This window comes from Denitratisoma sp. agr-D3 (genome assembly GCF_054658675.1).
Window position 1 is genome coordinate 468,078 of sequence record NZ_BAAGIA010000003.1, and the last position, 24,480, is coordinate 492,557.

Sequence of the window (24,480 nt, forward strand, 5' to 3'; positions counted from 1 at the left end):
TAGCTCCGCCACGGTGTCGTCAGGACGGATTCGCAAGAATCCCGGTGCCGTGGGTGATTCAGCAGCACGAATCACAGCAAGACCTTTGCCGCCCGGCAAAGGTCTTTTTTGTTTGCGGACCCGTCGGCGTGGCTGGACCGGCGCAAACAGCAACTCAGGAGTCCGCAATGAAAAACCCCGAAGCTTCCCGCTCCCACGACGCCCCCACCCTGTTCACCACCCTGGTGCGCAAGGGTTTCGCCTACCTGCTGGCCCGCGCCCCGCGCAGCCGGCTGGCCGCCTTCGCCAGCGCCTTCGTCGCCCTGGTGTTCGCCCGCCAGCTGCTGGTGCCGGCCCACACCCCGCGCCCGGCGTCTGCCCCCAGCGGCCGCGTCTTCGAAGGCGAATTCCGCCGCATCCACGACCCGCGCTGAGGTAGCCCGTCATGTTCGATACCATTGCCACGCCCGAACTCTGGCTGGGTTTTGCCGTCTTCGTCGTCGTCGCCATTGCGGTGGACCTGTTCGCCCTGGAGAAACAGGGTGCCCACAGCGTCACCGTCAAGGAGGCCCTGGGCTGGTCCCTGCTCTGGGTCAGCCTGGCGATGGCCTTCAATCTGCTGCTCTGGTGGTGGCTGGACCAGCACGCGGGGCGCGAAATCGCCAACCAGAAGGCGGCGGAATTCCTCACCGGCTACCTCATCGAAAAATCCCTGTCGGTGGACAACATCTTCGTCTTCCTCCTGCTGTTCACCGGCTTCGCCGTGCCCGCCGCCCTGCAAAAGCGCGCTTTGATCATCGGTGTCATCGGCGCGGTGGTACTGCGGGTGGTGATGATCCTGATCGGCGCCTGGCTGATTGCCCGCTTCCACTGGCTGCTTTACCTGTTCGGTGCTTTCCTGTTGGTGACCGGTTTGCGCATGCTGGTTTCCACCGAAAAAGAGCCCGAGCTGGAAAAAAATCCCCTGCTCAAATGGATGCGCGGCCACCTGTCCATTACCCCCGGCTACGAAGGCAACCGGCTGTCCCTGCGGCGCGACGGCAAACGCTGGTTCACCCCGCTGTTCCTGGTCGTGGCGCTGATCGGCATCACCGACGCGGTGTTCGCGGTGGATAGCATTCCCGCCATTTTCGCGGTGACCACCGACCCCTTTATCGTCATGACCTCCAACATCTTCGCCGTGCTGGGCCTGCGCGCCCTGTACTTCCTGCTGGCGGACATGGCGGGGCGTTTCCATCTGCTCAAGGTGGGCCTGGCCTTCGTGCTGGCCTTCATCGGCACCAAGATGCTGATCGCCCCCTGGATCAAGATCCCCGTCGGCGCCTCCCTGGCCGTGGTGGGCGTACTGCTGGGGGCCTCCATCCTCGCCAGCCTGTGGCTGGCGCCCCGGGACGAGGAGGCGAAAAAGTCATAAAAAATGGCCGCAGGGGTAAAGCCCTGCGGCCATGAAACCGACCCTAGCGGGTCGGAGGAGGAGATCTACCACGCAACGCTTCCACAAACTGAATTCGCGGACCGCCGGCCCGGTGGGAGCGCGGGCCAGTTAAGGGCATAGCAGCATCAACCATGCCAACCTGCGGCGCGCAACACTCCAGCTTTGGTCATAGACGACGCCGTCATTCCCCCACCATTCCCACGTCATTGCCCGTGCCGCCGCCCGCATTGCCCGCCGATCCCCTGCTGGCGCGGCTTGGCGGCGACCTGTCTCAGGCACCCCAGTAACCGGGCGCGGCGTAGGCCGCCTTCAAGTGTTCGATGAACAAGCGCAGACGCAGGGGCATCTGCCGCTGGGGGAAAACGGCCCGAATGCCCAAAGGTGGTGCAGCCCAATCCTCCAGCACCGCCACCAGGCGTCCCGCCCGCAGGTCGTCCCCCACTTCCCACAGGGAGCGCCACGCCAGGCCCCGACCCTGCAAGGCCCATTCGTGCAGCACCGAGCCGTCGTTGCATTGCAGGCGGCCTTCCACCTTCACCAGGCGGGTGTCGCTTTTTCGCGCAGGATCGGCGAACAGCCAACCGGCCTGTTGTACCAGGCTGAGACATTCGTGCCCCGCCAGCTCCTCGGGACTGCGCGGCGTGCCGCGCTGGGCCAGATAGGCCGGGCTGCCCACCAGGGCCCGTTTCACCTCCCCCAGCCGTACCGAAATCAGGTTCGAGTCCGCCAGGCCGCCGATGCGCACCGCGCAGTCGATGCCCTCGTTGACGATGTCCACGGTGCGGTCGGAAAGATCGAGGCTCACCGTCACCTCGGGGTGGGCGTCGAGAAACTCCGCCACCTGGGGCGCCACGTGGCGCCGGCCGAAGCCTGCCGGGGCGGAGATGCGCAAATGGCCGCTGGCCCGGATCGCCCCCAGACTGACGGAGGCCTCGGCGTTACCCAGTTCGGCCAGCAGACGCTGACAATCCTCCAGGAAAGCAGCGCCCTCCTGGGTCAGGCTCAGCTTGCGGGTGGTGCGCACCAGCAGCCGCACCCCCAGGCGCTGCTCCAGGGCGTCGATGCGCCGGCCCATGATGGCGGGCGTCACCCCCTCCTGACGGGCGGCTGCGCTTAAACTCCCCTTGTTCGCCGCCGCGACAAAGGCCTCAATCTGGGTCAGGCGGTCCATTTATTACCCCCGGTATAAGATGAATTGATTTTATCGGGACTTATCAGCAACATCATCCAGCAATACACTCCTTCCATCCCTTTTAACCCTTATGTCTTATAGAGGAGTTGCCATGGCCATCACCCTGCCCGCCGGTATGCAGATCACCGCCCCCATCAAGCCCGAATGGGAATTCATCCTCAGCCCCGAGGCCCTGGAATTCGTCGCCAAGCTGCACCGAGCCTTTGAAGGCCGCCGCCAGGAACTGCTCAAGGCCCGCGTGGCCCGCCAAGCCCGCATCGACGCCGGTGAAATGCCCGACTTCCTGCCGGAAACCAAGGCCGTGCGCGAAGGCGACTGGAAGATCGCCCCCCTGCCCAAGGCCCTGGAAAACCGCCGCGTGGAAATCACCGGCCCGGTCGAAGCCAAGATGATCATCAACGCCTTCAACTCTGGCGCTGACAGCTACATGACCGACTTCGAAGATTCCAACAGCCCCAAGTGGGAAAACCAGATCCAGGGTCAGGTGAATCTCTACAAGGCCATCCGCCGCGAACTCAGCTTCAAGAACGAAGCCGGCAAGGAATACAAGCTGGGCGACAAGATCGCCACCCTACAAATCCGCCCCCGCGGCTGGCACCTGGACGAAAAGCACGTGACCGTTGACGGTCAGCGCGTGTCCGGCGGCATCTTCGACTTCGCCCTGGTGTTCTTCCACAACGCCAAAGAGCAAATCGCCCGCGGCGCCGGCCCCTTCTTCTATCTGCCCAAGATGGAAGGCCACCTGGAAGCCCGCCTGTGGAACGACATCTTCGTCATGGCCCAGGACCACATCGGCCTGCCCCAAGGCACCATCAAGGCCACCGTGCTGGTGGAAACCATTCTCGCCACCTTCGAGATGGAAGAAATCCTCTACGAACTGCGCAACCACTCCGCCGGCCTGAACGCCGGTCGTTGGGACTACATCTTCTCCTGCATCAAGAAGTTCAAGAAGAACGCCAACTTCTGCCTGGCCCAACGCGGCGCCATCACCATGGAAGTGCCCTTCATGCGCTCCTACGCCCTGGCCCTGGTGCAGGCCTGCCACAAGCGCGGCGCCCCCGCCATGGGCGGCATGTCGGCCCTGATCCCGATCAAGAGCGACCCCGTTGCCAATGAAAAGGCCCTAGCCGGTATCCGCCACGACAAGACCCGCGACGCCAACGACGGCTTCGACGGCGGCTGGGTGGCTCACCCCGGTCTGGTCTCCATCGCCCAGGAAGAGTTCCAGAAGGTGCTCGGCGACAAGCCCAACCAATGGGGCAAGCAAGTCACCGGCAGCTTCGGTCCCAAGGACTGGCTCAACTTCGTGCCCGAAACCCCCATCACCGAAGCCGGCCTGCGCAACAACATCAACGTCGGCATCCACTACCTGGGTTCCTGGCTGGGCGGCAACGGCTGCGTGCCCATCCACAACCTGATGGAAGACGCCGCTACTGCCGAAATCTCCCGCTCCCAAGTGTGGCAATGGGTGGTGTCGCCCAAGGGTGTGCTGGACGACGGCCGCAAGGTCACCGTGGACATGGTGCGCCCCATGATCGCCGAGGAACTGGCCAAGGTGAAGGCCACCGTCAGCGCCCAGGGCGAGGACACCGCCACCTACGACCAGGCTGCCGTCATCTTCGACAAGATGAGCCTGACCCCCGAATACCCCGAGTTCCTGACGCTGCCGCTGTACGAAGCGATGGAATAAGCCTCAAGCTGCGTTCGTCCAGAACCCTTCGTCACGCTCTGGACAGGCTCCGCGCCCAGGTGCGAAGTCAAAGGATGAACGCTGACTCAGGACAACGGCACCGAGGGCGACCCGGTGCCGTTTTTGTTTGGCGTTTTATCGGGGAACGACGAAGCAATCAGGGCTGCTAATGAGGGTTGCGGGGCGAAGGTCGTCGCCAAGAAGAACCGAAAACTCCAGTACGCCCCTCCCCCGCCCGATCACTCCCCGCCGAAACCGGCTTCGCGTTGGGCGCGTATCGCCAAGACGAAAACGGTATCGATCTCGGCCACATAGCGGTAAAGCGCCACATAACCGTGTGTCCTGCGACCAATCACCAGCTCCCGCTTGCCGTTTTCAGCAGGACGACCGATCAAGGGATTCGACCCAAGCACATCAATGGCCTCGACAATTTCGCGTATCCGCTCGGCGGGATTCTCGACGCGGTATTGGTCGAGATGGTCGAGTATCCGGTCGAAATCCTCGCTGATCTCGGGAGCCAGCTCGATCCTGGACATGGCTACTTCGCCAGCTTGCGTGCCGCAGGGCGTTTTACCGCCTTACCGGCGACGCGCCCCTCCAGGTAACCACGCATCTCGCTCCACGGAATCGCCTTGCCGGTTTCCACCATGCGGGCATAACGTTCTTCCGCCACCTCATCGAATTCCGCCCGACGTTCCGCCTGCGCAGCCTTTTCGGCAATCGCCTCAAGAATGAAGTTGTGTGGGGTCGTGCCGGCGCGGCCGGCAGCGGCAGCCACGCGGGCCTTCAGCTCATCGGTAAGACGGATGGTCGTGGTGCTCATGGAAAACTCCAGACAAGGCTCAATACGCGCCAATGTAGCACAACAGTGACACGCCGACCATAAACCGCAACCGGACAGCAGGGCCCCGGCGTTGTTTTTTGTCAATTAATAAAACAATCGATTTTTAGTTATTGATAGCCACAGGGTATCAATACCATTAAATCAAGTTGCTGGCTTCGGCCATGGCGGGCGACTAAGCTGACTCCATTGCAACACCGTTGCAACACCGGTTCAGTCCATAAGGAGGAGCAGCCATGACTACCGAAAGCAAATGCCCATTCCACCACGGCGCCCATGGCGCCCGGTCCACCCATGCCGTCCAGTCCAACCGGGATTGGTGGCCCAATCAACTCAACCTGAACATCCTGCACCAGCACGCTCCCGCCTCCAATCCCCTGGGCGCGGACTTCGACTACGGCAAGGCCTTCCAGAAACTAGACTACCAAGCCCTCAAGCAGGACCTCACCGCCCTGATGACCGACTCTCAGGACTGGTGGCCCGCCGACTGGGGCCACTACGGCGGCCTGTTCATCCGCATGGCCTGGCACAGCGCCGGCACTTACCGCACGGCGGACGGTCGCGGCGGCGCGGGCACCGGCAACCAGCGCTTCGCACCCATCAATAGCTGGCCCGACAACGGCAACCTGGACAAGGCCCGCCGCCTGCTCTGGCCCATCAAGCAAAAGTACGGCAACCAGATCTCCTGGGCCGACCTCATGATCCTGGCCGGTAACGTCGCCCTCGAATCCATGGGCTTCAAGACCTTTGGTTTTGCCGGTGGCCGCGCCGACATCTGGCAACCGGAAGAAGACATCTACTGGGGCGCCGAAAAGCAGTGGCTCGCCACCAGCGACAAACCCGGCAGCCGCTACAGCGGTGAGCGCAATCTGGAAAATCCCCTCGCCGCCGTGCAGATGGGCCTGATCTACGTGAACCCCGAAGGGCCGGACGGCAAGCCCGACCCCGTGGCCTCGGGCCGCGACATTCGCGAAACCTTCGCCCGCATGGCCATGAACGACGAAGAAACCGTGGCCCTGGTAGCCGGCGGCCACACCTTCGGCAAGGCCCACGGCGCCGGCGACCCGGCACTGGTGGGCCCCGAGCCCGAAGCCGCACCCCTGGAAACCCAGGGCCTGGGCTGGATCAACCGCCTCGGCAGCGGCAAGGGCGTGCACACCACCACCAGCGGCATTGAAGGCGCCTGGAAACCCAACCCCACCACCTGGGACAACGGCTACTTCGACACCCTGTTCGGCTACGAATGGGAACTCACCAAGAGCCCCGCCGGTGCCCACCAATGGGTGGCGAAGAACGTCAAACCCGAGCACCTGATTCCCGACGCCCACGACGCCACGAAGAAGCACCCGCCCATGATGACCACGGCGGACTTGGCCCTGCGCTTCGACCCGATCTACGAGCCCATCTCCCGCCGCTTCCATCAGAACCCCGCCGCCTTTGCCGATGCTTTCGCCCGGGCCTGGTTCAAGCTCACCCACCGCGACCTGGGCCCCAAGAGCCGCTACCTGGGCCCCGAAGTACCGAAGGAGGACCTGATCTGGCAAGACCCCATTCCCGCCGTGGATCACTCCTTGGTGGACGCCAAGGACGTTGCCGACCTCAAGGCCAAGGTGCTGGCCTCGGGCCTTTCCATCGCCGAACTGGTGTCCACCGCCTGGGCTTCCGCTTCCACCTTCCGCGGCTCCGACATGCGCGGCGGTGCCAACGGCGCCCGCATCCGCCTCGCCCCGCAAAAGGATTGGGAAGCCAACCAGCCCGCCCAACTGGCCAAGGTGCTGACAACGCTGGAAGGCATCCAGCAGGCATTCAACAGCCAGCAAAGCGGCGGCAAGAAAATCTCCCTCGCCGACCTGATCGTGCTGGCCGGTGGCGCCGCCGTTGAAGCCGCCGCCAAGGCCGGCGGCCACAGCGTCACCGTGCCCTTCACCCCGGGCCGGGCCGACGCCCGCCAAGACCAGACCGACGTGGAATCCTTCGCCCTGCTGGAACCCATCGCCGACGGTTTCCGCAACTACCAGAAGAAAACCTACAGCGTCGCCGCCGAAGAACTGTTGCTGGACAAGGCCCAACTACTCACCCTCAGCGCGCCGGAAATGACCGTGCTGGTGGGCGGCCTGCGGGTACTGGGCGCCAACACGGCTGATAACCGCCAGGGCGTCTTCACCACCCAGCCCCAAGTCCTCAGCAACGACTTCTTCACCCACCTGCTGGACATGAGCACCGTATGGACGCCCACCTCCGAAGCCGCCGACAGCTTTGAAGGCCGCGACCGCAAGAGCGGCGAGCTCCGCTGGACCGCCAGCCGCGTCGATCTGGTGTTCGGCTCCAACTCCCAACTCCGCGCCCTGGCCGAGGTCTACGCCCAGAACGACGCCAAGGAGAAGTTCGTGAAGGACTTCGTCGCCGCCTGGAACAAGGTGATGGAGCTGGATCGGTTTGACTTGAAATAAGACAACATCGCCCAGCATCAAAGACAAACGGCGCCGAGGGAAACCCGGCGCCGTTTGTTTATTCCTGGCCCATTTCTTAATCAGCTTGGCCCATGGCCTTCCGAACCTCTTGCAACAAAACCTCCGTCGCAGCGATCAACTCCGCCAACAGCGCTTCATCCACATCCATATAACCCTCGTATTCCGCAAGGTTCCGGCGCTCATGGCACAGGGCAAACATGCGCACCTGGGCCTTGCTCAAATCCAGGGTATGCACCAAGCACTGAAACACGAGGTATCGCTTATCCGAACGATATCCCCGGTGCCGAAGCGCCGTCAGCGCCAGGGCATGGGCGGCGTTGTAGGCAAGGTCAAAACGACTGGCGAAGGACAGGGATGGATTACCGGCATCCACCAAACGATCCATCGCGGAACGCAGCAGACCGTCGCACTCCTTGCGATCCATCGGCTCAGCCTTGAGCCCGCCGCTCCGCACCAGGTTTTCCAGACTCTCCTGACTACCCACGATCCGACACCTCCGGTCGACCTCCGATCAAATCCATTTTGTCCTGCTGCTCAACCCGCAAAACGAAAGCGTTGCCCGCCGCTTTTTTTGCCTGCCAATCATCCCAGGTGTAGAGGGTCGGATTAACGGCTCGCCCCAAACGCTCTTCCACCGGCACCAAGCCTTCGATGATATCCGCATAAATCAGATTATCGCCAATCAACATCAGGTCGATATCGCTGTCCGCGTGCGCCGTCCCCTTGGCAATGGAGCCGTAAATGAACGCCCACACCAAACGGTCCGCCCAAGGCGCCAGGGCCGTGCGCAGTTGCTCGCCGATACCGAAGGTTTTACGCACAATGGCCGCCAACTCCCCGTAAATAGGGCAGTCCGGGTTGGCCTGATAGTGGGTTTGGTTGCCTTGACGGCTCACGACCAGAATGCTCGCCCGCTGCAAACGGTCCAACTCCCGGGTCAAACTCCCCTTACCGACCTGCGCCCAGCGAGCAATTTCATTGGTGTAAAAGCTCCGATCCGGCTTGCCATAGAGCAAGCCCAGCACCTTTTGCTGGGTGGAGGTAAACAGTGCATCGCCAAGAGAAACAGGCTCCATGACAACCCCAATAAGTCCCAATTAGGGAATGATAATTCCCAAATTGGGACTTATCAAGCCATAAATGCTTTCCCGAGTGCCCCTGCTTTTTTGATCCTGGCACCGTTCAAGGCGAAGGAATAAGGCAGTCGCACAATGAAAACGGCACCGAGAGTCAATCGGCGTCGTTTTCATGTCGAAATAATTCGAGTTTTTCGACACGTCCTTAAAACATGTCGATGTTCAGTCCAAAACGCGACACGTAGTTGAGTTATTCGTGCCCCCCCCCACTTCAACGTAAACCGGTGTGCTTATGCCGGAGGGACATAGAAATAGATGGGAACTAAGGGCACCCCAGCAGGTTCTGGCTAGGCATTCAACTCCGCGACTCCACACAACACCAACTCCTGCGTAGCCCTCGTCATCGCCACATAGAGCAGCTTGGCTTCTTGCGGGTCAAGCTCATCATCGCTACCGAAGCGCTCAGTACCGGGGATTACCACCAAAGGAAACTCCAACCCCTTGCAGGAGTGCATGGTGATGAGGGTCACTTTGTCTTCGTCACTGCTATAGGTAGCATTGCGGAAACTGACGGTGGGGATGCCGAGTTTCTCCAATACGCTACCGCGTGACTCCAGGTCTTTGTTGTAGTGGCTGACCACGGCCATATCCCGCCACGGCATGCCATGACGATGGGCTTCTTTCAACCGTTTGGCGATGTAACCATTCTCTTCATAGCGACTGGGGAGCTTGACGATCTCCGGCTCTTTTCCGGGGCGACCGGCCGACTGAGGCGCCAGTAGCGGAACACCGTCATCGTCGGCATTACTCGGTTTAAGAATGCCTTGGGCGATATCCCGAGCAAAGCGCAGAATGGCGTCGGTGTTGCGGTAGTTGATGCGCAGAATCGTGGTGCGCCCGGCAGCCTGAATGCCCACGCTCTTGAAGCTGAACTTCTTGTGTTTTTCGTCGCCGTAAATGGACTGGGCATCGTCGTAGAGCACCAGCAGACTGTTGGTCTTGGGGTCCACCATCTGCACCACGAGCTTGAACCATTCGGGGCGGAAGTCGTGGCCTTCGTCGATGAGCACTGCGTCGTATTGGGCGGCGGGAATTTGACCCCGCTCCGCGGCACGGATCACTCTATCCACCATATCGGCGAAGAAGGCTTCCTTATCGTCGTTCTTGGGCGGTAAGTCCACGTTGAAGGCCGTGAGTTGCGCCCGGCACCACTGATGAAAGTGGTGGGTCATCACCTTGCCTCCCAAGCCCTTGGCTTGCATGGTGGCATTGATGCGACGGGCCAGGGATTCGTTGTAGCAAAGGATGAGAATCGGCTTGGTGGCTGCCTGGGCCAAATGCTCGGCCCGATAACCCAGGATGAGGGTCTTGCCAGACCCGGCCACGCCATGGATGACCCGATGGCCTTCGCCCAAACTACGTGCCAGTTGTTCCTGCTGTAGGTCCATTACCCGCATCAGGTCGGGACTGAGTTCCTCGGGGGAGAACAAATCCTGTTGTTTACTGGGAATGCGGACTTCAGGGAAAAGATGCCAGCGGATACGATCTATCTGGGGCAGACTCAAGGCGCCGTGGAAGGGCACCTTGAACATGCCCCATAACCGCGCCTGAAAGGCTTCGGCTTCCACCGTCTCGGTCATTTCGTCCCGGCAAATGACTTGATGGCCGGGAATGATCTCTTCCAATTGCCCGGTTTCAAACTGACGCCGGGTCAGGTTGGGGAACACGACGCCATAGGCCCAGGGGAACACCAATTGCCCTCGTGCTCGTCCGCTGGAAAACACCAGTTGCGGGTCTTTGGCCAGCACATCCGTCGCGGCGTGGACGTAACGACGGGCTTGCTCAAGGGGGCACAGGACAGACTTTGGCCCGCTGTCGGTGTGAATCAGAAAGTCCTGCTTGTTGGCTTCGATAATGGTGCCCTCTTTCCAATCCTTGACTTCCAGGATCAGCAGGCCACGACGCGGGTGAAAGACGATGAAATCCGGGTGTAGCCCGTCATCGCCCAAGGGAACGTTGTACCAGCAGAGGTAGTCGGCTTCGAGTTTGTCTTCCAGACGTTCCGCTAAACGACGCTCTCCGCCGCTATCAAAAGTGCAACTACCGAGGGAAGGGATCAGTACCGCCATGGTTGCTCCGCCTATTCAGTCAATCCATCCGCGCCGTTCCGCAACGAGGACACATCCCGCATCGTACCCAACCCGCATAGAAAATGGCCGTTTCCTATGCATGTTCACAGCGACATGCATAGATTCCTGCCGCACCGGTATTGCCTACGCCCCAAACACCCCCGGCACCGCCTCCTTCATCGCCTCCACAAACCGCCGCAGCCGCGCCGGATAAAACTTGGCGTAGGGATAAACCAGACTCACGGGCAAGGGCGCGGCCTGCCATTGGGGGACGAGGTGCACGAGCTTGCCTTGGGCCAGGTCGTCTTGCAGCACCCAGGCGGAGCTGATGCAGGCGCCCAGGCCTTGTAGGGCGGCGCTGCGCAGGGCGTAGAGGTTGTCGGTGCTGACTACCGGGTCGATGGTGATGCGTTCCACCTGGCCGCTGGTTTTGTGGGTGAGCACGACTTCGTTGCGATAGTAGGTGCGCAGGGCCAGCCAAGGCAGGCGGGCGAGATCGGCGGCTTGCTGGGGCATGGCGATGCCTTGCAGCACGGCGGGTGCGGCGGTGACGATGCGCGGCACTTCAGACAGGCGCACCACCACCAGGCTGGGGTCGGTGATTTCGCCGACCTGGATGGCGCAGTCGATGCCGGCGGCGATGTAGTCGCCGATGGCGCGGTCGTCGTGGAGCAGCCATTCGACACGCATGCGCGGGTAACGGCGCAGGTAGTCGGCCAGGGGCGCGATCAGCCGGTCCTGGCCGAAGGCGTGGGGCACGACGACGCGCAGGGTGCCTTCGGGTTCGTCGCTGGCGCCGCGCAGTTCGGCCTCGAAGGCGGCCCAGTTGGTGAGCAGTTCCTTGGCCCGCTCGAAGCAACGCTCGCCGTCCACCGTCAGGCGCATGGCGTGGGTGCTCCGTTGCAGCAGACGCAGGCCGAGGGAGCGTTCCAGGGTTTGCAGGCGGCGGCTGACGGTGGGCTGGGTGGTGCCGAGTTGGGCGGCGGCGGCGGAAAGGCTGCCAGCCTCGACGATGCGAATGAAGGTTTGCATCAGCTCGATGCGGTCGCCGCTCAAGGCCGGCGTGGGCTGGCCGGCGGGCGGTATTGCGCCGCTGGACGTGTTGGCGGATGGGGTGGCGGGTTTGTCAGCATCGCTCATACATTCAATGTATAACAACTGTACCGATGCCGCCACTACCGTTTGGCCGCCAACCAGGAAACAATGCCGCACATCGTCACATTGCGCACCCCAACCCCTGCCGAGACTGCCATGACTACCATTCAAATAACGCATGAAAGCGCCCTATCCAAACCCCTGGTGATGCTGCTGGCCGCCGGGGCCGGGCTGTCGGTGGCCACCCTGTACTACAGCCAGCCGATGCTGGGCATTTTGACCACGGGCATCGGTGCCAGCGAGCAGGCCATCGGCAACGTGCCGACCCTGACCCAACTCGGCTACGCCCTGGGCATTTTGTTCCTGGCGCCCCTGGGCGACCGCCACGACCGGCGCAACATCATCCTCACCAAATCCCTGCTGCTGGTGCTGGCCCTGCTCGGCGCCGGCCTGGCGCCGTCCCTGGCGGGACTGCTGGCGGCCAGCCTGGCCATCGGCCTGCTCGCCACCCTGGCCCAGGACATCGTGCCCGCCGCCGCCACCCTGGCGCCGGAACGGCAGCGGGGCAAGGTGGTGGGCACGGTGATGACCGGGCTGCTGCTGGGCATTCTGCTGTCGCGGGTGGTGAGCGGCATCGTTGCCGAACACCTGGGCTGGCGCAGCATGTTCGTGATCGCCGCGGTCAGCGTGGGGATCATCGGCGTCTCGGTGTGGCGCGCCCTGCCCCATTTGCCGCCCACCACCCAACTCGGCTACGGCGCCCTGCTGCGCTCCCTCGCCTCCCTGCTCGGCCAGCACAGCGCCCTGCGCCGCGCCGCCCTGGCCCAGGGCCTGCAATCCATGGGCTTTTCCGCCTTCTGGTCCACCCTGGCGGTGATGCTGCACAAGGACTTCCAGTTGGGCAGCGCGGTGGCGGGCACCTTCGGCCTGGCCGGCGCTGCCGGCGCCCTGGCCGCGCCCCTCGCCGGCCATCTGGCGGACCGACGCGGCCCGGCCCTGGTGACCCGGCTGGGCACCGGCCTGAGCTTTGTTTCCTTCGCCCTCATGGGCCTGGGCACCCTGCTGCCGCCCGCCGCGCAACTGACCGTGCTGGTGGTGGCGACGGTGGGCTTTGATCTGGGCGTGCAGGCCAGCCTGATCGCCCACCAGACCATCGTCTACGGTATCGACCCGGCCGCCCGCAGCCGGCTCAACGCGGTGCTGTTCGTCGGCATGTTCACCGGCATGGCCAGCGGCGCCGCCCTGGGCAGCCTGCTGCTGGCCCACTGGGGCTGGGCCGCCGTCAGTGCCCTGGCCGCCAGCGGCGCCCTGGCCGCCTTCATCGTCCGCTGCTGGCCGGAACCGCACCGGGCCTAAGGGGACGGGGCGGCTGCCGACAGGACGCGGTCTTGTCTGGCACCAGGCTTGCACGGGGACCGGGCCATTCCCAACAACGACAAGGAAAACCCATGCCCAACGCCGTCCCCCTCCCGTCTGGCAGCCTGCGGGTTGCCGTCGCCACCAAGAACATGGTGCAGATCGACGAGCACTTCGGCCACGCCGACGAATTCAAGATTTACGCGGTGGGCGCCGACGCCGCGACCCTGCTGGAAGTGCGCCTGGTGGAACACTACTGCCAGGGCGGCTACGGCGACGAGGACAAGCGCGAGGTGATCCTGCGCGCCCTGGCCGACTGCTGCGCCCTGTTCGTCGCCAAGGTGGGCGACGGCCCGGCCGGACGCCTGCGCGAGGCGGGCATCGAGCCCGTGGCCGACTACGCCTACGGCGCCATCGACACCTCGCTGCTGGACTGGTTCGCCAAGCGGCCGGCGACACAAGGCTGACCCGGGGCAAGGCCCAGTAGGCGTCTGCCGCCCGCCCCGGCGGAAACCGGCTGAGGCCACAAAGAAGGATTGAGAAGGATTGTCGCAAGTCCGACAATCCACCGCGGACGCCGCCCACGGGCCGGGCGTCAGCCCCCAACCACGGGCCTCGGCGCCATGGCACCGACTTTGCTGAACGTCACGTATCCCAGCAAAAGGAAGAACGCCATGCCCAAGCCCAAAAAACACATCCTCGTCTGCACCCAGGGCCGCCCCGCCGGCCATCCCCGTGGCTCCTGCCAGGAAAAGGGCTGCATGGACGTGTTCAACGCCTTCATGGGCGAGTTCCAGAAGCGCAACCTGTTCCAGGACTACCTGCTCACCAACACCGGCTGCCTCGGCCCCTGCACCCTGGGCCCCAGCGTGCTGGTCTATCCCGAGGGAGTGATGTACGGCGGCGTCAAGGTGGAGGACGTGGCCACCATCATCGACGAACACCTGCTCTTCGACCAACCCGTGGAACGGCTCAAGGTTCCGCCCCAAGTCTGGTGACCATCATGGAACAGTACGACATCGGCGATATGGTGTTCCCCCTGGAACCCATCTACAACGACGGCTTCATTCCTGAACTTCCCGAGGACGCCCTGATGGCGCCGCCGGGCGCCACCGGCGTGGTGGTCATGTTCGGCTACGCCGAGGCGGACCCCCAGCAGGAAATCTATCTGGTGCGCTTCGAAGGCGAGGATGGCGTGCTCGGCCCACCGGTGGGCTGCCTGACCGACGAGCTGACCCAGGACGAACCCCGGGCCAAGGCGCTGCTGGCGGAATGGAAAGCTGCCGGCGGTAGCGCCGGCAGCGGCATCATCGCCGCCGAGGCCTGAGCGACCGCGATCAGCGGTGGTCGCCGATAGCCGCGCCCGGCGCGACGCGGCTCAGCGCAGGCGCTTGATCAGGAAGGCGTTGTCCGCCGCGGCAAAGCCCTGGGCCGGGTAGTAGTCCATGGCTTCCGGCGCCGACAGCAGCAGCACCGACACCCGTTCGTCCAGGGCGGCGCGCAACTGGGTCAGCAGGGCGGCGCCGATGCCCCGCCGCTGCCAGTCGCCGTGCACCGCCAGATCGGACACGTAACAGCAGTAGCAAAAGTCCGTCAGGGCGCGGCAGACGCCCACCAGGCGTTCGCCGTCCCAGGCGCTGATCACCAGGTCGGCCCGGTCCAGCATTTGTTGCAGGCGGGGTAGATCGTCCACGGGACGGCGGATGCCGGAGGCGCGGAACAATTCGGCCAGGTCGGCGGCGGCGATGGGTTCATCGCGGCCATAGCGAAGATCGGTGGCGGTTTTCATGGCGCCACCATAGCAGGCCCCGCCCCCCGCCAGGCTGACGAGGACGACAACGATGTCCCCGACGAAGGCGCCGAACCCAGTGGCGGCGCATGGCCAGGGCTGAAGCAGCGCCTCAGCTTGCCGCTCCAAACGCTTGATTAAACGTGGAAAGATATAACTAAAGTTTTAGCCAGAACTGCCGTTGATTGCCTTGTGTGACTTATACGCAGGAGGCAACCGCCATGCAATTCAAAGTTTCCTTCAAGGGCATCAGCCGCTTCACCGGCACCCTGGTCTACGCCACCCGTTTCATCGAACAGCAATGGGGCTCCCTGGCCAAGGCCAGCGAAATCGGGGTCAAGCTCCAACCCGTACCCCGTTTCCACGGCTGACCGCCCCGCCCGCCAAACGCCGCCCCATCCCAACGGGAAGGATGACCCTTCCCGTCCGGTTTTGTTGGCCTTGTCCCTTTCGGTACGAATGTCACGATTAGGACAATCGAAAAACCCAATTTATCCCATTGAATTCATGTAGTTAAAAGACACCGCCGCGACCGGCACGGCAGTTGCTCAAGGTCCATGTCACCCAACCCCAAGGGAGCAAGTCATGGATCTGCCGATTTATCAGGAAGAACCCGCCGCCAAGAAAGGCGGGTGCAGCGCCGGGAGCTGCGGCTCCACCGATGACCAGCTAGGCCACCTGTCGGACGAGATCCGACAGAAGGTGCAAGACCATCCCTGTTATTCCGAAGAGGCCCACCACTACTTCGCCCGTATGCACGTGGCCGTGGCCCCTGCTTGCAACATCCAGTGTCACTACTGCAACCGCAAGTACGACTGTGCCAACGAGTCCCGCCCCGGCGTGGTGTCCGAGGTGCTGACCCCCGACCAGGCGGTGAAGAAGACCATGGCCGTGGCCGCCACCATTCCCCAAATGACGGTGCTGGGCATCGCCGGACCCGGGGACCCCTTGGCCAACCCGGAAAAGACTTTCGAGACCTTCCGCCAATTGTCCGAGAAGGCCCCGGACATCAAGCTCTGTGTGTCCACCAATGGCCTCGCCCTGCCCGAAAGCGTGGACGAGCTGGCCAAGCACAACATCGACCACGTCACCATCACCATCAACTGTATCGACCCGGACGTGGGCGCCCAGATCTATCCCTGGATCTACTGGAAGAACAAGCGCATCTTCGGCCGTGAAGCCGCTGCCATCCTCATCGAGCAGCAGCAAAAAGGCCTGGAAATGCTCACCGCCCGGGGCATTCTGGTGAAGGTCAATTCCGTGCTGATTCCCGGCGTGAACGACCAGCACCTGAAGGAAGTCTCCAAGGTGGTGAAGGCCAAGGGCGCCTTCCTGCACAACGTGATGCCCCTCATTGCCGAAGCCGAACACGGCACCTTCTACGGCGTCATGGGCCAGCGTTCGCCCAACCCCGCCGAGCTGAAGGACTTGCAGGACGCCTGTGAAGGCGACATGAACATGATGCGTCACTGCCGCCAGTGTCGTGCCGATGCGGTGGGCCTGCTGGGCGAAGACCGGGGCGCCGAGTTCACCCTGGACAAGATCGACGCCATGGACATCGACTACGGCAAGGCCATGGAATTCCGCGCCGAAGTGCGCAAGGGCATCCAGGCCGAACTGGACGCCAAGCGCGCCGAGAAGGACGCCAAGGTGGTGGCCCTGGAAAGCGCCGAGCCCCAAGGCCGCCCGGTGCTGATGGCCGTGGCCGCCAAGGGCCCCGTCATCAACATCCACTTCGGTCACGCCAAGGAGTTCCTGGTGTACGAGGCCGATTACCAAGGCGTGAAGTTCGTCGGCCACCGCAAGGCGGAAGCCTACTGCGCCGGCGACGAAACCTGCGGCGACGGCGAATCCATCCTCGGTCGCACCATCAAGGCCCTGGAAGGCTGCGAGGTGGTGCTCTGTTCCAAGATCGGTTTCGAGCCCTGGGGCGAACTGGAAGCCGCCGGCATCCAGCCCAATGGCGAACACGCCATGGAGCCCATCGAGGAAGCCGTGATGGCAGTGTGGAACGAGATGTTGGCCGCCGGCAAGCTGGACCAGCCGGCTGAAGCGAAGAAGCGCGCGTAAGACAACATGCCGTCATCCTCGCGAAAGCGGGGATCCAGGGACTTTAAACGCCACTGGATTCCCGCCTACGCGGGAATGACGCCCGGAACGAAACGGAGATCGCCATGGCACTGGAAATCATCGAAACCTGCGTCAACTGCTACGCCTGTCAGCCGGTGTGCCCCAACGACGCCATCTACGAGGCCAAGCCCCATTTCCTCATCAATGCGGACAAGTGCACCGAATGCGTGGGCGACTTTGCCGACGCCCAGTGCGCCAGCATCTGTCCCATCGAGGGCGCCATCGTGGACGAACTCAACGTCGCCCTGAATCCTCCCGGCTCCCTGACCGGCATCCCGCCCGAGCGCTGGGCCGCGGCCCAGGCCGAAATCCAGGCCCGCGGCGGCTCATCCCTGTAAGGAAGCAATATGGCGGTCATTCAGTTCTACGAAAAATCCGGCTGTTCCGGCAACCGCAAGCAGAAGGCCATCCTCGAGGCAGCCGGCCACGAGGTGCGGGCCAAGGACTTGCGCGACGTGTGCTGGACGCGGGATCGCCTGCTGTCCTTCTTCGGCACGATGCCCATTGCGGATTGGTTCAACCGCAATGCCACGGCGGTCAAGGACGGCAGCATCGTGCCCGAGGAACTGGACGAAGCCACGGCCCTCGGCCTGCTCCAGGAAAACCCGCTGCTGCTGCGCCGCCCGCTGATGGAAGCTGATGGCCGCCGCATGGTGGGCTTTGACGCCCAGGCGGTGGACGCCTGGATCGGTCTCGGCAGCCAGACCCTGCCGCAACGCAATCTGGAAGCCTGCGCCCACCACGATCACGATCACCACCACGACGGGGAGTCAGCGACGTCCGCCCGTTGCCACGACCCCTACCCCGCCCGAGCCTGACCCTGCCCTACTGATAACGGAGAAGCGCCATGCCCCACGCGGGCTCCAGCCTTGACGCGGTCGACGTGCTACCCGGTGTGCACTGGGTGGGCGCGCTCGACCCGGATTTGCGCAGCTTCGACATCATTCTCCGCACCGCCAACGGCACCAGCTACAACGCCTACGTGGTGCGCGGCTCCCAGGGCGTGGCGGTAATCGACACGGTGAAGGAGATGTACTCCGGGGTTTTCTTCCGCCGCCTGGAATCGGTGGCCCGCTACGACGAAATCACCACCATCGTCCTCAACCACTTGGAACCCGACCACTCCGGCGCCCTGCCGGAACTCATGGCGCGGGCGCCGGCGGCCAAGGTGTACGTCTCGCCCCAGGCCCGGGCCATGATGAAGGGGCTGTTCGACACCGGGCCGGTGGAACATCGCATCATTCCGGTGAACACCGGCGACCGGATCAGCCTCGGCGACCGCAGCCTGCGCTTTTTCAACACGCCCTACCTGCACTGGCCCGACACCCAATGCACCTTCCTCGAACAGGATGGCGTGCTGTTTTCCGGCGACTTCCTCGGCTGCCACTTCTGCGACGCCCGCCTGTTCAACGACGCGGTGGGGGATTTCCGCTTTTCCTTCGACTACTACTACAGCCACATCATGCGGCCCTTCCGGGACCACGTGCGTCATGCCCTGGACCTGATCGAGCCCCTGGCGCCAAACTTGGTAGCCCCCGCCCACGGCCCCATCCTGCGCGACTCGCCCCAGGACTATCTGCGCCGCTACCGCACCCTGTCGGCCTCCAACCTGCACGGCGCCGAATCCAAGACCCTGCTGGTGTTCTACATCTCGTCCTACGGTTCCACCCGGCGCATGGCCGAGTTCGTCGCCGCCGGCGCCGAGGAGGTGGACGGTGTGCGGGTTTCCCTCTACGACATCGAGGGCTCGGAAACCGCCCCCTTCGTGGACCTGATCGAAGAGGCCGACGGCCTGGTGTTTGGCAGCCCCACCATCAACGGTGACGCGGTGAAGCCCGTCTGGGACGTGCTTTCCTCCCTGACCCTGGTGAACGTCAAGGGCAAGCTCGGCGCCGCCTTCGGCTCCTACGGCTGGAGCGGCGAGGCGGTACCCATGGTCGAGGACCGCCTGCGCCGGCTCAAGCTGCGGGTGCCCGTACCCGGCGTGCGCGCCCGCCTGATCCCCACCGACGACGAACTGGCCGAATGCCGTGCCCTGGGCCGCCAGGCCGCCCTGCACCTAGTGGGCAAGGCCGAGGCCCGGGTGATCGACATGGCGTCGCTGGCGTGACGCCATGGCAAACAAACGCCCACCCCTCCCAGCCTCCCTTCACGGGGAGGTGACGATATGGGTTCGCTTCACTCGATATTCCAACTCACACTGATCCACTCTGGAGAACCACCATGGCAAAAGCCCAAGTCACCTTTCAGGACATCGGCGTCACCGTCACCGTCCCTGCCGGCACCCGGCTGATTGAAGTGTCGGAAAAAGTCGGTGCCGGCATCACCTACGGCTGCCGCGAGGGCGAGTGCTGCACCTGCCTGACCAAGATCGTCTCCGGCATCGAAAACCTGGCCGACCCCTCGTCCCTCGAGGCCCGCGTGCTTTCCGACAATCTGGCCCCGAGCAAGCACCGCCTGGCCTGCCAGGCCCAGGTGCTGGGCGGCGAGGTAGTGGTCAAACCGGCCTGACGACATTCCCCATAAAAAAAGAAAACGCACTTCCCCCAACGCGTTTTTGTTCAACCACCACCACTACGCTAGGAGCCCACTATGGCCGATATCACCTTCACCAGTCCGATGCACAAGGACAAAACCGTTTATGCCACCGCCGGTAGCCACACCAAGACCATCTTGCAGTTGGCCAAGGAAAACCACATCCCCATCGACTTCAACTGCGAAAACGGCGAATGCGGCACCTGCGTCGTCAAGGTCACCAGCATCGACCGCAAGAAGCCCCTGGCCGGGCCCCTCAATGCCCGCGAAGTGGCCGTGCTCAAGGGCATGGGCCTGATCACCCAGGCCGAGATCGACCAGATGTACGTGGACGACATTCCGCCCACCAGCACCCGTCTGGCCTGCCAGATGGTGGTGCGCGACGAGGACATCCTGGTCGAATACCCGAGCGTCTGAGGCTAGCCGGTCCGCCGCCGACCCGATGAATGCCGACATCCTGGCCCGCGCCGAGGCCGCCTATCTGGGCATGGCCATTGGCGACGCCCTGGGCGCCACCGTGGAGTTCATGACGCCACGGGAAATCGCCCGCCAGCATGGCATTCACCAGGACATCTGCGGCGGCGGCTGGCTCAAGCTCAAGGCCGGCCAGGTCACCGACGACACCACCATGGCCTGGGCCCTGGGCGAGGCCATCCTCGCCCGCAACGGCCGGGTCGAGGCGGCTGCCTGCGCCCAGGCCTTCGACGCCTGGATGCGGGCCAAGCCGGTGGACATCGGCAACACCGTGCGCCGCAACCTGATCCAGTTCCGTCGTACCGGCCAGGTGGAGGCGGCTTTTTCCGAGCACGACGCCGGCAACGGCGCCGCCATGCGGGTACTGCCCGTGGCCCTGGCCTATCTCTACGACAGCGACGAGGAGATGGCCCAGGCCTGCCGTGAACAGGCCCACGTCACCCACCACAACGACGTGTCCGATGCCGCCTGCGTTTTTCTCGCCCTGGCCCTCAAGGACGCCCTGCTCGGTGCCTGCCTGCGGGATGTTTATCGCCACTGCATCAAGCCCTTCGTCACCGACTGGCCGCAGTTCTCCTACCGCCGCAAGCGGGTGGAGAACCCCAGCGGCTACGTGGTGGACACGCTGCAATGCGTGTTGCAGGCCTTGATGGACACGGGCAGTTTCAACGACTGCCTGATCGAGGTGGTGAACCGGGGCGGCGATGCCGACACCACCGGCGCCATCGCCGGCATGTTGGCCGGTGCCCTCTACGGCCGCACGGCGCTGCCCGACGACTGGGTGGACAGCCTGCTGCCCGAGGTGCGCCAGCGCTGCCGCGACCAGGCCGGACAACTCATCGCCGGCGCGGAAAACCGTGCCCTGGCCCGGGTGGCCCGTGCCGTGGCCTGAGCGAGACCCCTTTTCTTCAACCCTTTTGTTCAACCAAAACGAGAGTCAAAAAAATGTCCGTCAAAGATATCAAAGCCTTTTCCGACAAAGCCCGCAGCGACGCCGCCCTCGGCGCCCAGCTCAAGGAGTGTCAGAAGATCAAGGAACTCAAGGCCCTGGCCGCCGACAATGGCATCACCATCGTCGAGGACGAACTGTATCCCCCCAATGAACCCCAGTTCACCGAGGACCAGTTGTCCGAACGCTTGATCAAGGCCCTGCTGCGGGCCTGAATGGCCCGGGGCGACGCCCAAGACCGGCGGCGGCGCAAGCCCCGCCGGTTTTCTTTTGTCGGCGCCTAGCCGGCGGTGCGCCGATGGCGCACGGTGTAGGCCGGTACTTCCTCGTGGGGCATGGGCGGGCTGTAGAAATAGCCTTGGATTTCGTCGCAACGGTGCTGGCGCAGGAAATCCGCCTGCTCCTGGGTTTCCACCCCCTCGGCGATCACCTTGCGCTCCAGTTCCTCCGCCATGCCGATCACCATGCGGACGATGGCGGCGTCGTTGGGGTCGCGGTGGATGTCGCTGACGAAGGAGCGGTCGATCTTGATCTTGTCGATGGGGAAACGCTTCAGATAGGCCAGACTGGAATAGCCGGTGCCGAAGTCGTCGATGGACAGCTTGACCCCCAGGGCCTTGAGTTCCTCCAACACGCCAACCACTTTCTCCGGGTCGTCCATCAGCACGCTTTCGGTGATTTCCAACTCCAGCCACTGGGGCGCCAGGCCTGACAGCGCCAGGGCGCGGGACACGGTCTGCACCAGCTTGCCATCGTGGAACTGGATGGCGGACAGATTGATCGCCACCACCCACTGGCCCAGCCCCTGGTCCTGCCAGGCCTTGTTGGCGAGGCAGGCCTGTTCCAGCACCCAGGCGCCAATGGGCAGGATCAGCCGGCTTTCCTCGGCGATGGGGATGAAGCGCAGGGGAGAGATCAGGCCCAGTTCGGGATGGCGCCAGCGCAGCAGGCACTCGTAGCCGATGATGTCGCCGCTGCTGATTTCGACCTGGGGCTGGAAGAACAGGTGCAGTTCGTTGCGCTGCACGGCGCAGCGCAAATCGCTTTCCAGGCGCAGGCGCTCGGCCATTTGCAGGTTCATTTCCCGGGCGAAGAAACGCAGTTGGCCGAAGCCGGCCCCCTTGGCCTGGTGCATGGCGGCATCGGCGTTGCGCAGCAGGGCCACGGCGTCGGCGCCGTCCTGGGGGAAATGGCAGATGCCCATGCTGGCGGTGGCCACCACGTCGCCCTGGTCCATCACGATGGGCTCCGCCACGTGGTCCAGCAGGCTGCGGGCATGGAATTCCACCGCCGCCATGTCGCTACTCATGGTCAGCAGGCCAAACTGGTCGCCGCCGAGACGGCCCAACAACTCACCCGGCCGCAGGGCCTTGCGCAGGCGCTGGCTGACCTGGAGCAGGAGGAAGTCGCCGGCGTCGTGACCGAAGGCATCGTTCACCCGGGCCAATTGGTCCATGTCCAGCACCAGCAGGGCACCCTGCTTGCCCTGGCTGAGCCAGGCGGCGAACTCCCGGGCGAAGCCGTAGCGGTTGGGCAGGCCGGTCATCTGATCCAGGGTCGCCAGGGATTCGATGCGGGCCTCGGTGGCCTTGCGCTCCGACAGGTCGGACATGAGGATCACGGTATTGACGATTTGCCGTTGATCGTCGGTGACCACGCCGATGTTGCACCAGACCGGGCACTCGCTGCCGTTCTTGCGCCGCACCCAGGTTTCGCCCCGCCAGTTGCCGGTTTCCCTCACATCGGTGCGTATCCGGTTGAAGAAAGCCGTCTCGTGACGCTCGGAAGCCAGGATCCAGGGCTCGTGCTCGCGGATGTCCTCCAAGGAATAACCAGTGAGGGCGACGAAGGTTTCGTTGCAGGCGATGATCTGCCGGTTGGCATCGAGGATCAACATGGCCTCGACGCTGTGATCCAGGACGTGGGTCATGAGGCGCTGCCGCTCCTGGCTCCGGTACTGCTCGGTGATGTCCCAGGCGACGCCAGCCAGGCCGTTGGCCTTGCCCTGGTCGTCGAAGACGGTCACCCGGACGAACTGGAACAGCTGCGGTCCCTTGCCGATGTCGAACCAGCGCTCTTCCCGAGAGTTGCCGCCCTGCTCATAGGTGAGCAACTGCCCTTGACGCAGGGCCTCGGCGATCTGCTCGGGGAAAACGCCATGGGCGGTCTTGCCCAACAGGGCATCCTCGGCCATGCCGGCGATCTGGCAGAAATACTGGTTCACCGCCAAATAGCGGCCTTCCGTATCCACCAACCAGGCTGGAGCGGGAATCGAGTTGAGCAGGGCCCGGGCTTGCCGTTCCTTCTCCCGGAAGGCGAGACTCATGTTTTCCGCCGTGGCCTCGGCCCGTCGGTAATTCTGCACCCAGGCCCGGACCAGACCCAGTAGGGCCAAGGTCAACGCCAGGCCGAAACCGGCATACGCCCAAGCCCGATGGCGCCAATCCGCCAGCACGTCCTGCTCGGCGAAGCCGATGTTGACGATGAAAGGCAGTCCTTCTGCCTTGCGGTAGACGAACAAGCGCCGTTCTTCGTCCAGTATGGCATTGCGGACGAAGCTGCCGGCAAACTTGCCCTGGGCGATCAGACCGGGCACCGGGCTTTCGCCGATGACCTTGCCGCGCCAGCCGTCCACCGGCGGCTGGCGGGCGATCACTTCCATTTTCTCGGTAAGGAGGGCGATGGAGCCGTGGGGCCCGACGTTGAGGGTGGAAAACAGGCGTTCGAAAAAGGAGATCTTGATCGCCGCCAGGACCACGCCGTTAAAGCGGCCCTTTTCGTCCTCGAGACGATGGGCGAGGACGATCACCGGGGCGCTGGTGATGCGGGATTGCAGGGGGCCGGAAATGGCCAGCCCGGCATCGGGATCAGCGCGCAATTGCTTGAAGTATTCCCGGTCGGCGATATTGACCTGGGGCAGGACCCGGGAGGCGTCGTAGATGTAGTTCCCGTCCCGGTCCGCCACGCGGAAGCTCTGGGCCTCGGGGAACAGGGAGAGGTAACGGGACAGTTCCTTTTCCAGTTCGGGCCGGGGCGCGCGGCGGGCCACGGCGCCCTCGTAATGGAGGACGAAGGCGGACAGGTGCAGGTCGATTTTCTGCACGGTGGCTTGCAAGTGGCTTTCCAGCACCCGGTTGAGGGTGTCGCCGACCCGACCGGCGGCGTCGAACTCCCGCTGCCGGGCCTGGAGCAGGTCAACCCCGGTCCATACGACCAAGCACAGCCATAGCAGGGCGACCAAACCGCCGCCCACGCGCAATACCGCTTTCACTCCCCTTGCCCCTCCTTCCGCTGCCGAGGCCCGACTGTATCACAGGAGCATTAAACTAAAGTACGAGA

The 24,480-nt window shown here is 63.7% G+C and carries 26 protein-coding genes; 17 read left to right on the forward strand and 9 right to left on the reverse strand.

From position 1 onward, the window contains the following. Positions 1-167 precede the first annotated feature (167 nt). Positions 168-413, forward strand: coding sequence for a hypothetical protein (locus ACYQ2U_RS10755; protein ID WP_459950365.1), 246 nt, complete (start codon positions 168-170; stop codon positions 411-413). Positions 414-424: 11 nt separating this feature from the next. Then, positions 425-1,393, forward strand: coding sequence for a TerC family protein (locus ACYQ2U_RS10760; RefSeq protein ID WP_459950366.1), 969 nt, complete (start codon positions 425-427; stop codon positions 1,391-1,393). Positions 1,394-1,685: 292 nt separating this feature from the next. On the opposite strand, the gene ACYQ2U_RS10765 is transcribed toward ACYQ2U_RS10760, so the two are convergent. Continuing rightward, a complete protein-coding gene (locus ACYQ2U_RS10765; RefSeq protein ID WP_459950367.1) occupies positions 1,686-2,585 on the reverse strand; it encodes a LysR family transcriptional regulator in 900 nt (299 codons plus the stop codon). Between the two features lie 112 nt (positions 2,586-2,697). On the opposite strand from ACYQ2U_RS10765, the gene aceB reads away from it, so the two are divergent. Next, positions 2,698-4,296, forward strand: coding sequence for a malate synthase A (gene aceB / locus ACYQ2U_RS10770; protein ID WP_459950368.1), 1,599 nt, complete (start codon positions 2,698-2,700; stop codon positions 4,294-4,296). Between the two features lie 239 nt (positions 4,297-4,535). Here the strand turns inward: aceB and ACYQ2U_RS10775 are convergent, their stop codons facing one another. Further along, positions 4,536-4,832, reverse strand: coding sequence for a type II toxin-antitoxin system RelE/ParE family toxin (locus ACYQ2U_RS10775; RefSeq protein WP_459950369.1), 297 nt, complete (start codon positions 4,830-4,832; stop codon positions 4,536-4,538). A 2-nt stretch (positions 4,833-4,834) separates the two neighbouring features. Then, positions 4,835-5,119, reverse strand: a complete 285-nt coding sequence (locus tag ACYQ2U_RS10780; RefSeq protein WP_459950370.1) for a CopG family ribbon-helix-helix protein — start codon at positions 5,117-5,119, stop codon at positions 4,835-4,837. Between the two features lie 254 nt (positions 5,120-5,373). Here ACYQ2U_RS10780 and katG point away from each other — a divergent pair, with 254 nt between their 5' ends. Further along, entirely contained in the window at positions 5,374-7,587 is a 2,214-nt protein-coding gene (katG, locus tag ACYQ2U_RS10785) for a catalase/peroxidase HPI (protein WP_459950371.1), read from the forward strand. A gap of 76 nt (positions 7,588-7,663) precedes the next feature. Here katG and ACYQ2U_RS10790 read toward each other — a convergent pair whose 3' ends face one another. The 4 genes from ACYQ2U_RS10790 to ACYQ2U_RS10805 all read right to left on the reverse strand — a co-directional run bounded on the left by ACYQ2U_RS10790 (position 7,664) and on the right by ACYQ2U_RS10805 (position 11,953). Beyond that, positions 7,664-8,092: a hypothetical protein gene (locus tag ACYQ2U_RS10790; protein WP_459950372.1), complete on the reverse strand. Its 429-nt coding sequence runs from the start codon at positions 8,090-8,092 to the stop codon at positions 7,664-7,666. After that, positions 8,085-8,684, reverse strand: a complete 600-nt coding sequence (locus ACYQ2U_RS10795) for a nucleotidyltransferase domain-containing protein (RefSeq protein WP_459950373.1) — start codon at positions 8,682-8,684, stop codon at positions 8,085-8,087. Before ACYQ2U_RS10795 ends, ACYQ2U_RS10790 begins: the two co-directional genes overlap by 8 nt. Positions 8,685-9,031: 347 nt before the next feature. After that, positions 9,032-10,813 (reverse strand): DEAD/DEAH box helicase, encoded by a 1,782-nt coding sequence (locus tag ACYQ2U_RS10800; protein ID WP_459950374.1) that lies wholly within the window; start codon positions 10,811-10,813, stop codon positions 9,032-9,034. 144 nt (positions 10,814-10,957) lie between these two features. Next, entirely contained in the window at positions 10,958-11,953 is a 996-nt protein-coding gene (locus tag ACYQ2U_RS10805; RefSeq protein WP_459950375.1) for a LysR family transcriptional regulator, read from the reverse strand. Positions 11,954-12,064: 111 nt separating this feature from the next. Here ACYQ2U_RS10805 and ACYQ2U_RS10810 point away from each other — a divergent pair, with 111 nt between their 5' ends. The 4 genes from ACYQ2U_RS10810 (at position 12,065) to ACYQ2U_RS10825 (ending at position 14,591) form a co-directional block, all read left to right on the forward strand. Continuing rightward, on the forward strand, positions 12,065-13,264 hold the full coding sequence (locus tag ACYQ2U_RS10810) for an MFS transporter (RefSeq protein WP_459950376.1): 1,200 nt from the start codon (positions 12,065-12,067) through the stop codon (positions 13,262-13,264). A 92-nt stretch (positions 13,265-13,356) separates the two neighbouring features. After that, complete coding sequence (locus ACYQ2U_RS10815; RefSeq protein WP_459950377.1) at positions 13,357-13,731, forward strand: NifB/NifX family molybdenum-iron cluster-binding protein; 375 nt, start codon at positions 13,357-13,359, stop codon at positions 13,729-13,731. A gap of 207 nt (positions 13,732-13,938) precedes the next feature. Continuing rightward, positions 13,939-14,262 carry a (2Fe-2S) ferredoxin domain-containing protein gene (locus ACYQ2U_RS10820; protein ID WP_459950378.1) on the forward strand — a complete coding sequence of 108 codons (324 nt, stop codon included), beginning with the start codon at positions 13,939-13,941 and terminating at the stop codon, positions 14,260-14,262. Between the two features lie 5 nt (positions 14,263-14,267). Then, positions 14,268-14,591, forward strand: a complete 324-nt coding sequence (locus ACYQ2U_RS10825; RefSeq protein WP_459950379.1) for a nitrogen fixation protein NifZ — start codon at positions 14,268-14,270, stop codon at positions 14,589-14,591. A 51-nt stretch (positions 14,592-14,642) separates the two neighbouring features. Here the strand turns inward: ACYQ2U_RS10825 and ACYQ2U_RS10830 are convergent, their stop codons facing one another. Next, positions 14,643-15,053, reverse strand: coding sequence for a GNAT family N-acetyltransferase (locus ACYQ2U_RS10830; RefSeq protein ID WP_459950380.1), 411 nt, complete (start codon positions 15,051-15,053; stop codon positions 14,643-14,645). Between the two features lie 221 nt (positions 15,054-15,274). On the opposite strand from ACYQ2U_RS10830, the gene ACYQ2U_RS10835 reads away from it, so the two are divergent. The 9 genes from ACYQ2U_RS10835 (at position 15,275) to ACYQ2U_RS10875 (ending at position 21,356) form a co-directional block, all read left to right on the forward strand. Beyond that, a complete protein-coding gene (locus ACYQ2U_RS10835; RefSeq protein WP_459950381.1) occupies positions 15,275-15,424 on the forward strand; it encodes a hypothetical protein in 150 nt (49 codons plus the stop codon). A 214-nt stretch (positions 15,425-15,638) separates the two neighbouring features. Beyond that, positions 15,639-17,123: a nitrogenase cofactor biosynthesis protein NifB gene (nifB, locus tag ACYQ2U_RS10840; protein WP_459950382.1), complete on the forward strand. Its 1,485-nt coding sequence runs from the start codon at positions 15,639-15,641 to the stop codon at positions 17,121-17,123. A 104-nt stretch (positions 17,124-17,227) separates the two neighbouring features. Beyond that, entirely contained in the window at positions 17,228-17,521 is a 294-nt protein-coding gene (locus ACYQ2U_RS10845; protein WP_459950383.1) for a 4Fe-4S binding protein, read from the forward strand. A gap of 9 nt (positions 17,522-17,530) precedes the next feature. Further along, positions 17,531-18,001, forward strand: a complete 471-nt coding sequence (locus ACYQ2U_RS10850) for an ArsC/Spx/MgsR family protein (protein ID WP_459950384.1) — start codon at positions 17,531-17,533, stop codon at positions 17,999-18,001. A gap of 29 nt (positions 18,002-18,030) precedes the next feature. Then, the gene (locus tag ACYQ2U_RS10855; RefSeq protein WP_459950385.1) at positions 18,031-19,293 is read left to right on the forward strand and encodes an FprA family A-type flavoprotein; all 1,263 of its coding nucleotides are present in this window, start codon (positions 18,031-18,033) and stop codon (positions 19,291-19,293) included. 113 nt (positions 19,294-19,406) lie between these two features. After that, positions 19,407-19,694 (forward strand): 2Fe-2S iron-sulfur cluster-binding protein, encoded by a 288-nt coding sequence (locus ACYQ2U_RS10860; RefSeq protein WP_459950386.1) that lies wholly within the window; start codon positions 19,407-19,409, stop codon positions 19,692-19,694. An 81-nt stretch (positions 19,695-19,775) separates the two neighbouring features. After that, positions 19,776-20,135 (forward strand): 2Fe-2S iron-sulfur cluster-binding protein, encoded by a 360-nt coding sequence (locus tag ACYQ2U_RS10865; protein WP_459950387.1) that lies wholly within the window; start codon positions 19,776-19,778, stop codon positions 20,133-20,135. Positions 20,136-20,160: 25 nt separating this feature from the next. Further along, entirely contained in the window at positions 20,161-21,084 is a 924-nt protein-coding gene (gene draG / locus ACYQ2U_RS10870) for an ADP-ribosyl-[dinitrogen reductase] hydrolase (protein WP_459950388.1), read from the forward strand. Between the two features lie 53 nt (positions 21,085-21,137). After that, positions 21,138-21,356 (forward strand): Nif11-like leader peptide family natural product precursor, encoded by a 219-nt coding sequence (locus ACYQ2U_RS10875; protein WP_459950389.1) that lies wholly within the window; start codon positions 21,138-21,140, stop codon positions 21,354-21,356. 65 nt (positions 21,357-21,421) lie between these two features. Here ACYQ2U_RS10875 and ACYQ2U_RS10880 read toward each other — a convergent pair whose 3' ends face one another. Continuing rightward, a complete protein-coding gene (locus ACYQ2U_RS10880; protein WP_459950390.1) occupies positions 21,422-24,412 on the reverse strand; it encodes a bifunctional diguanylate cyclase/phosphodiesterase in 2,991 nt (996 codons plus the stop codon). Positions 24,413-24,480: the final 68 nt, after the last annotated feature.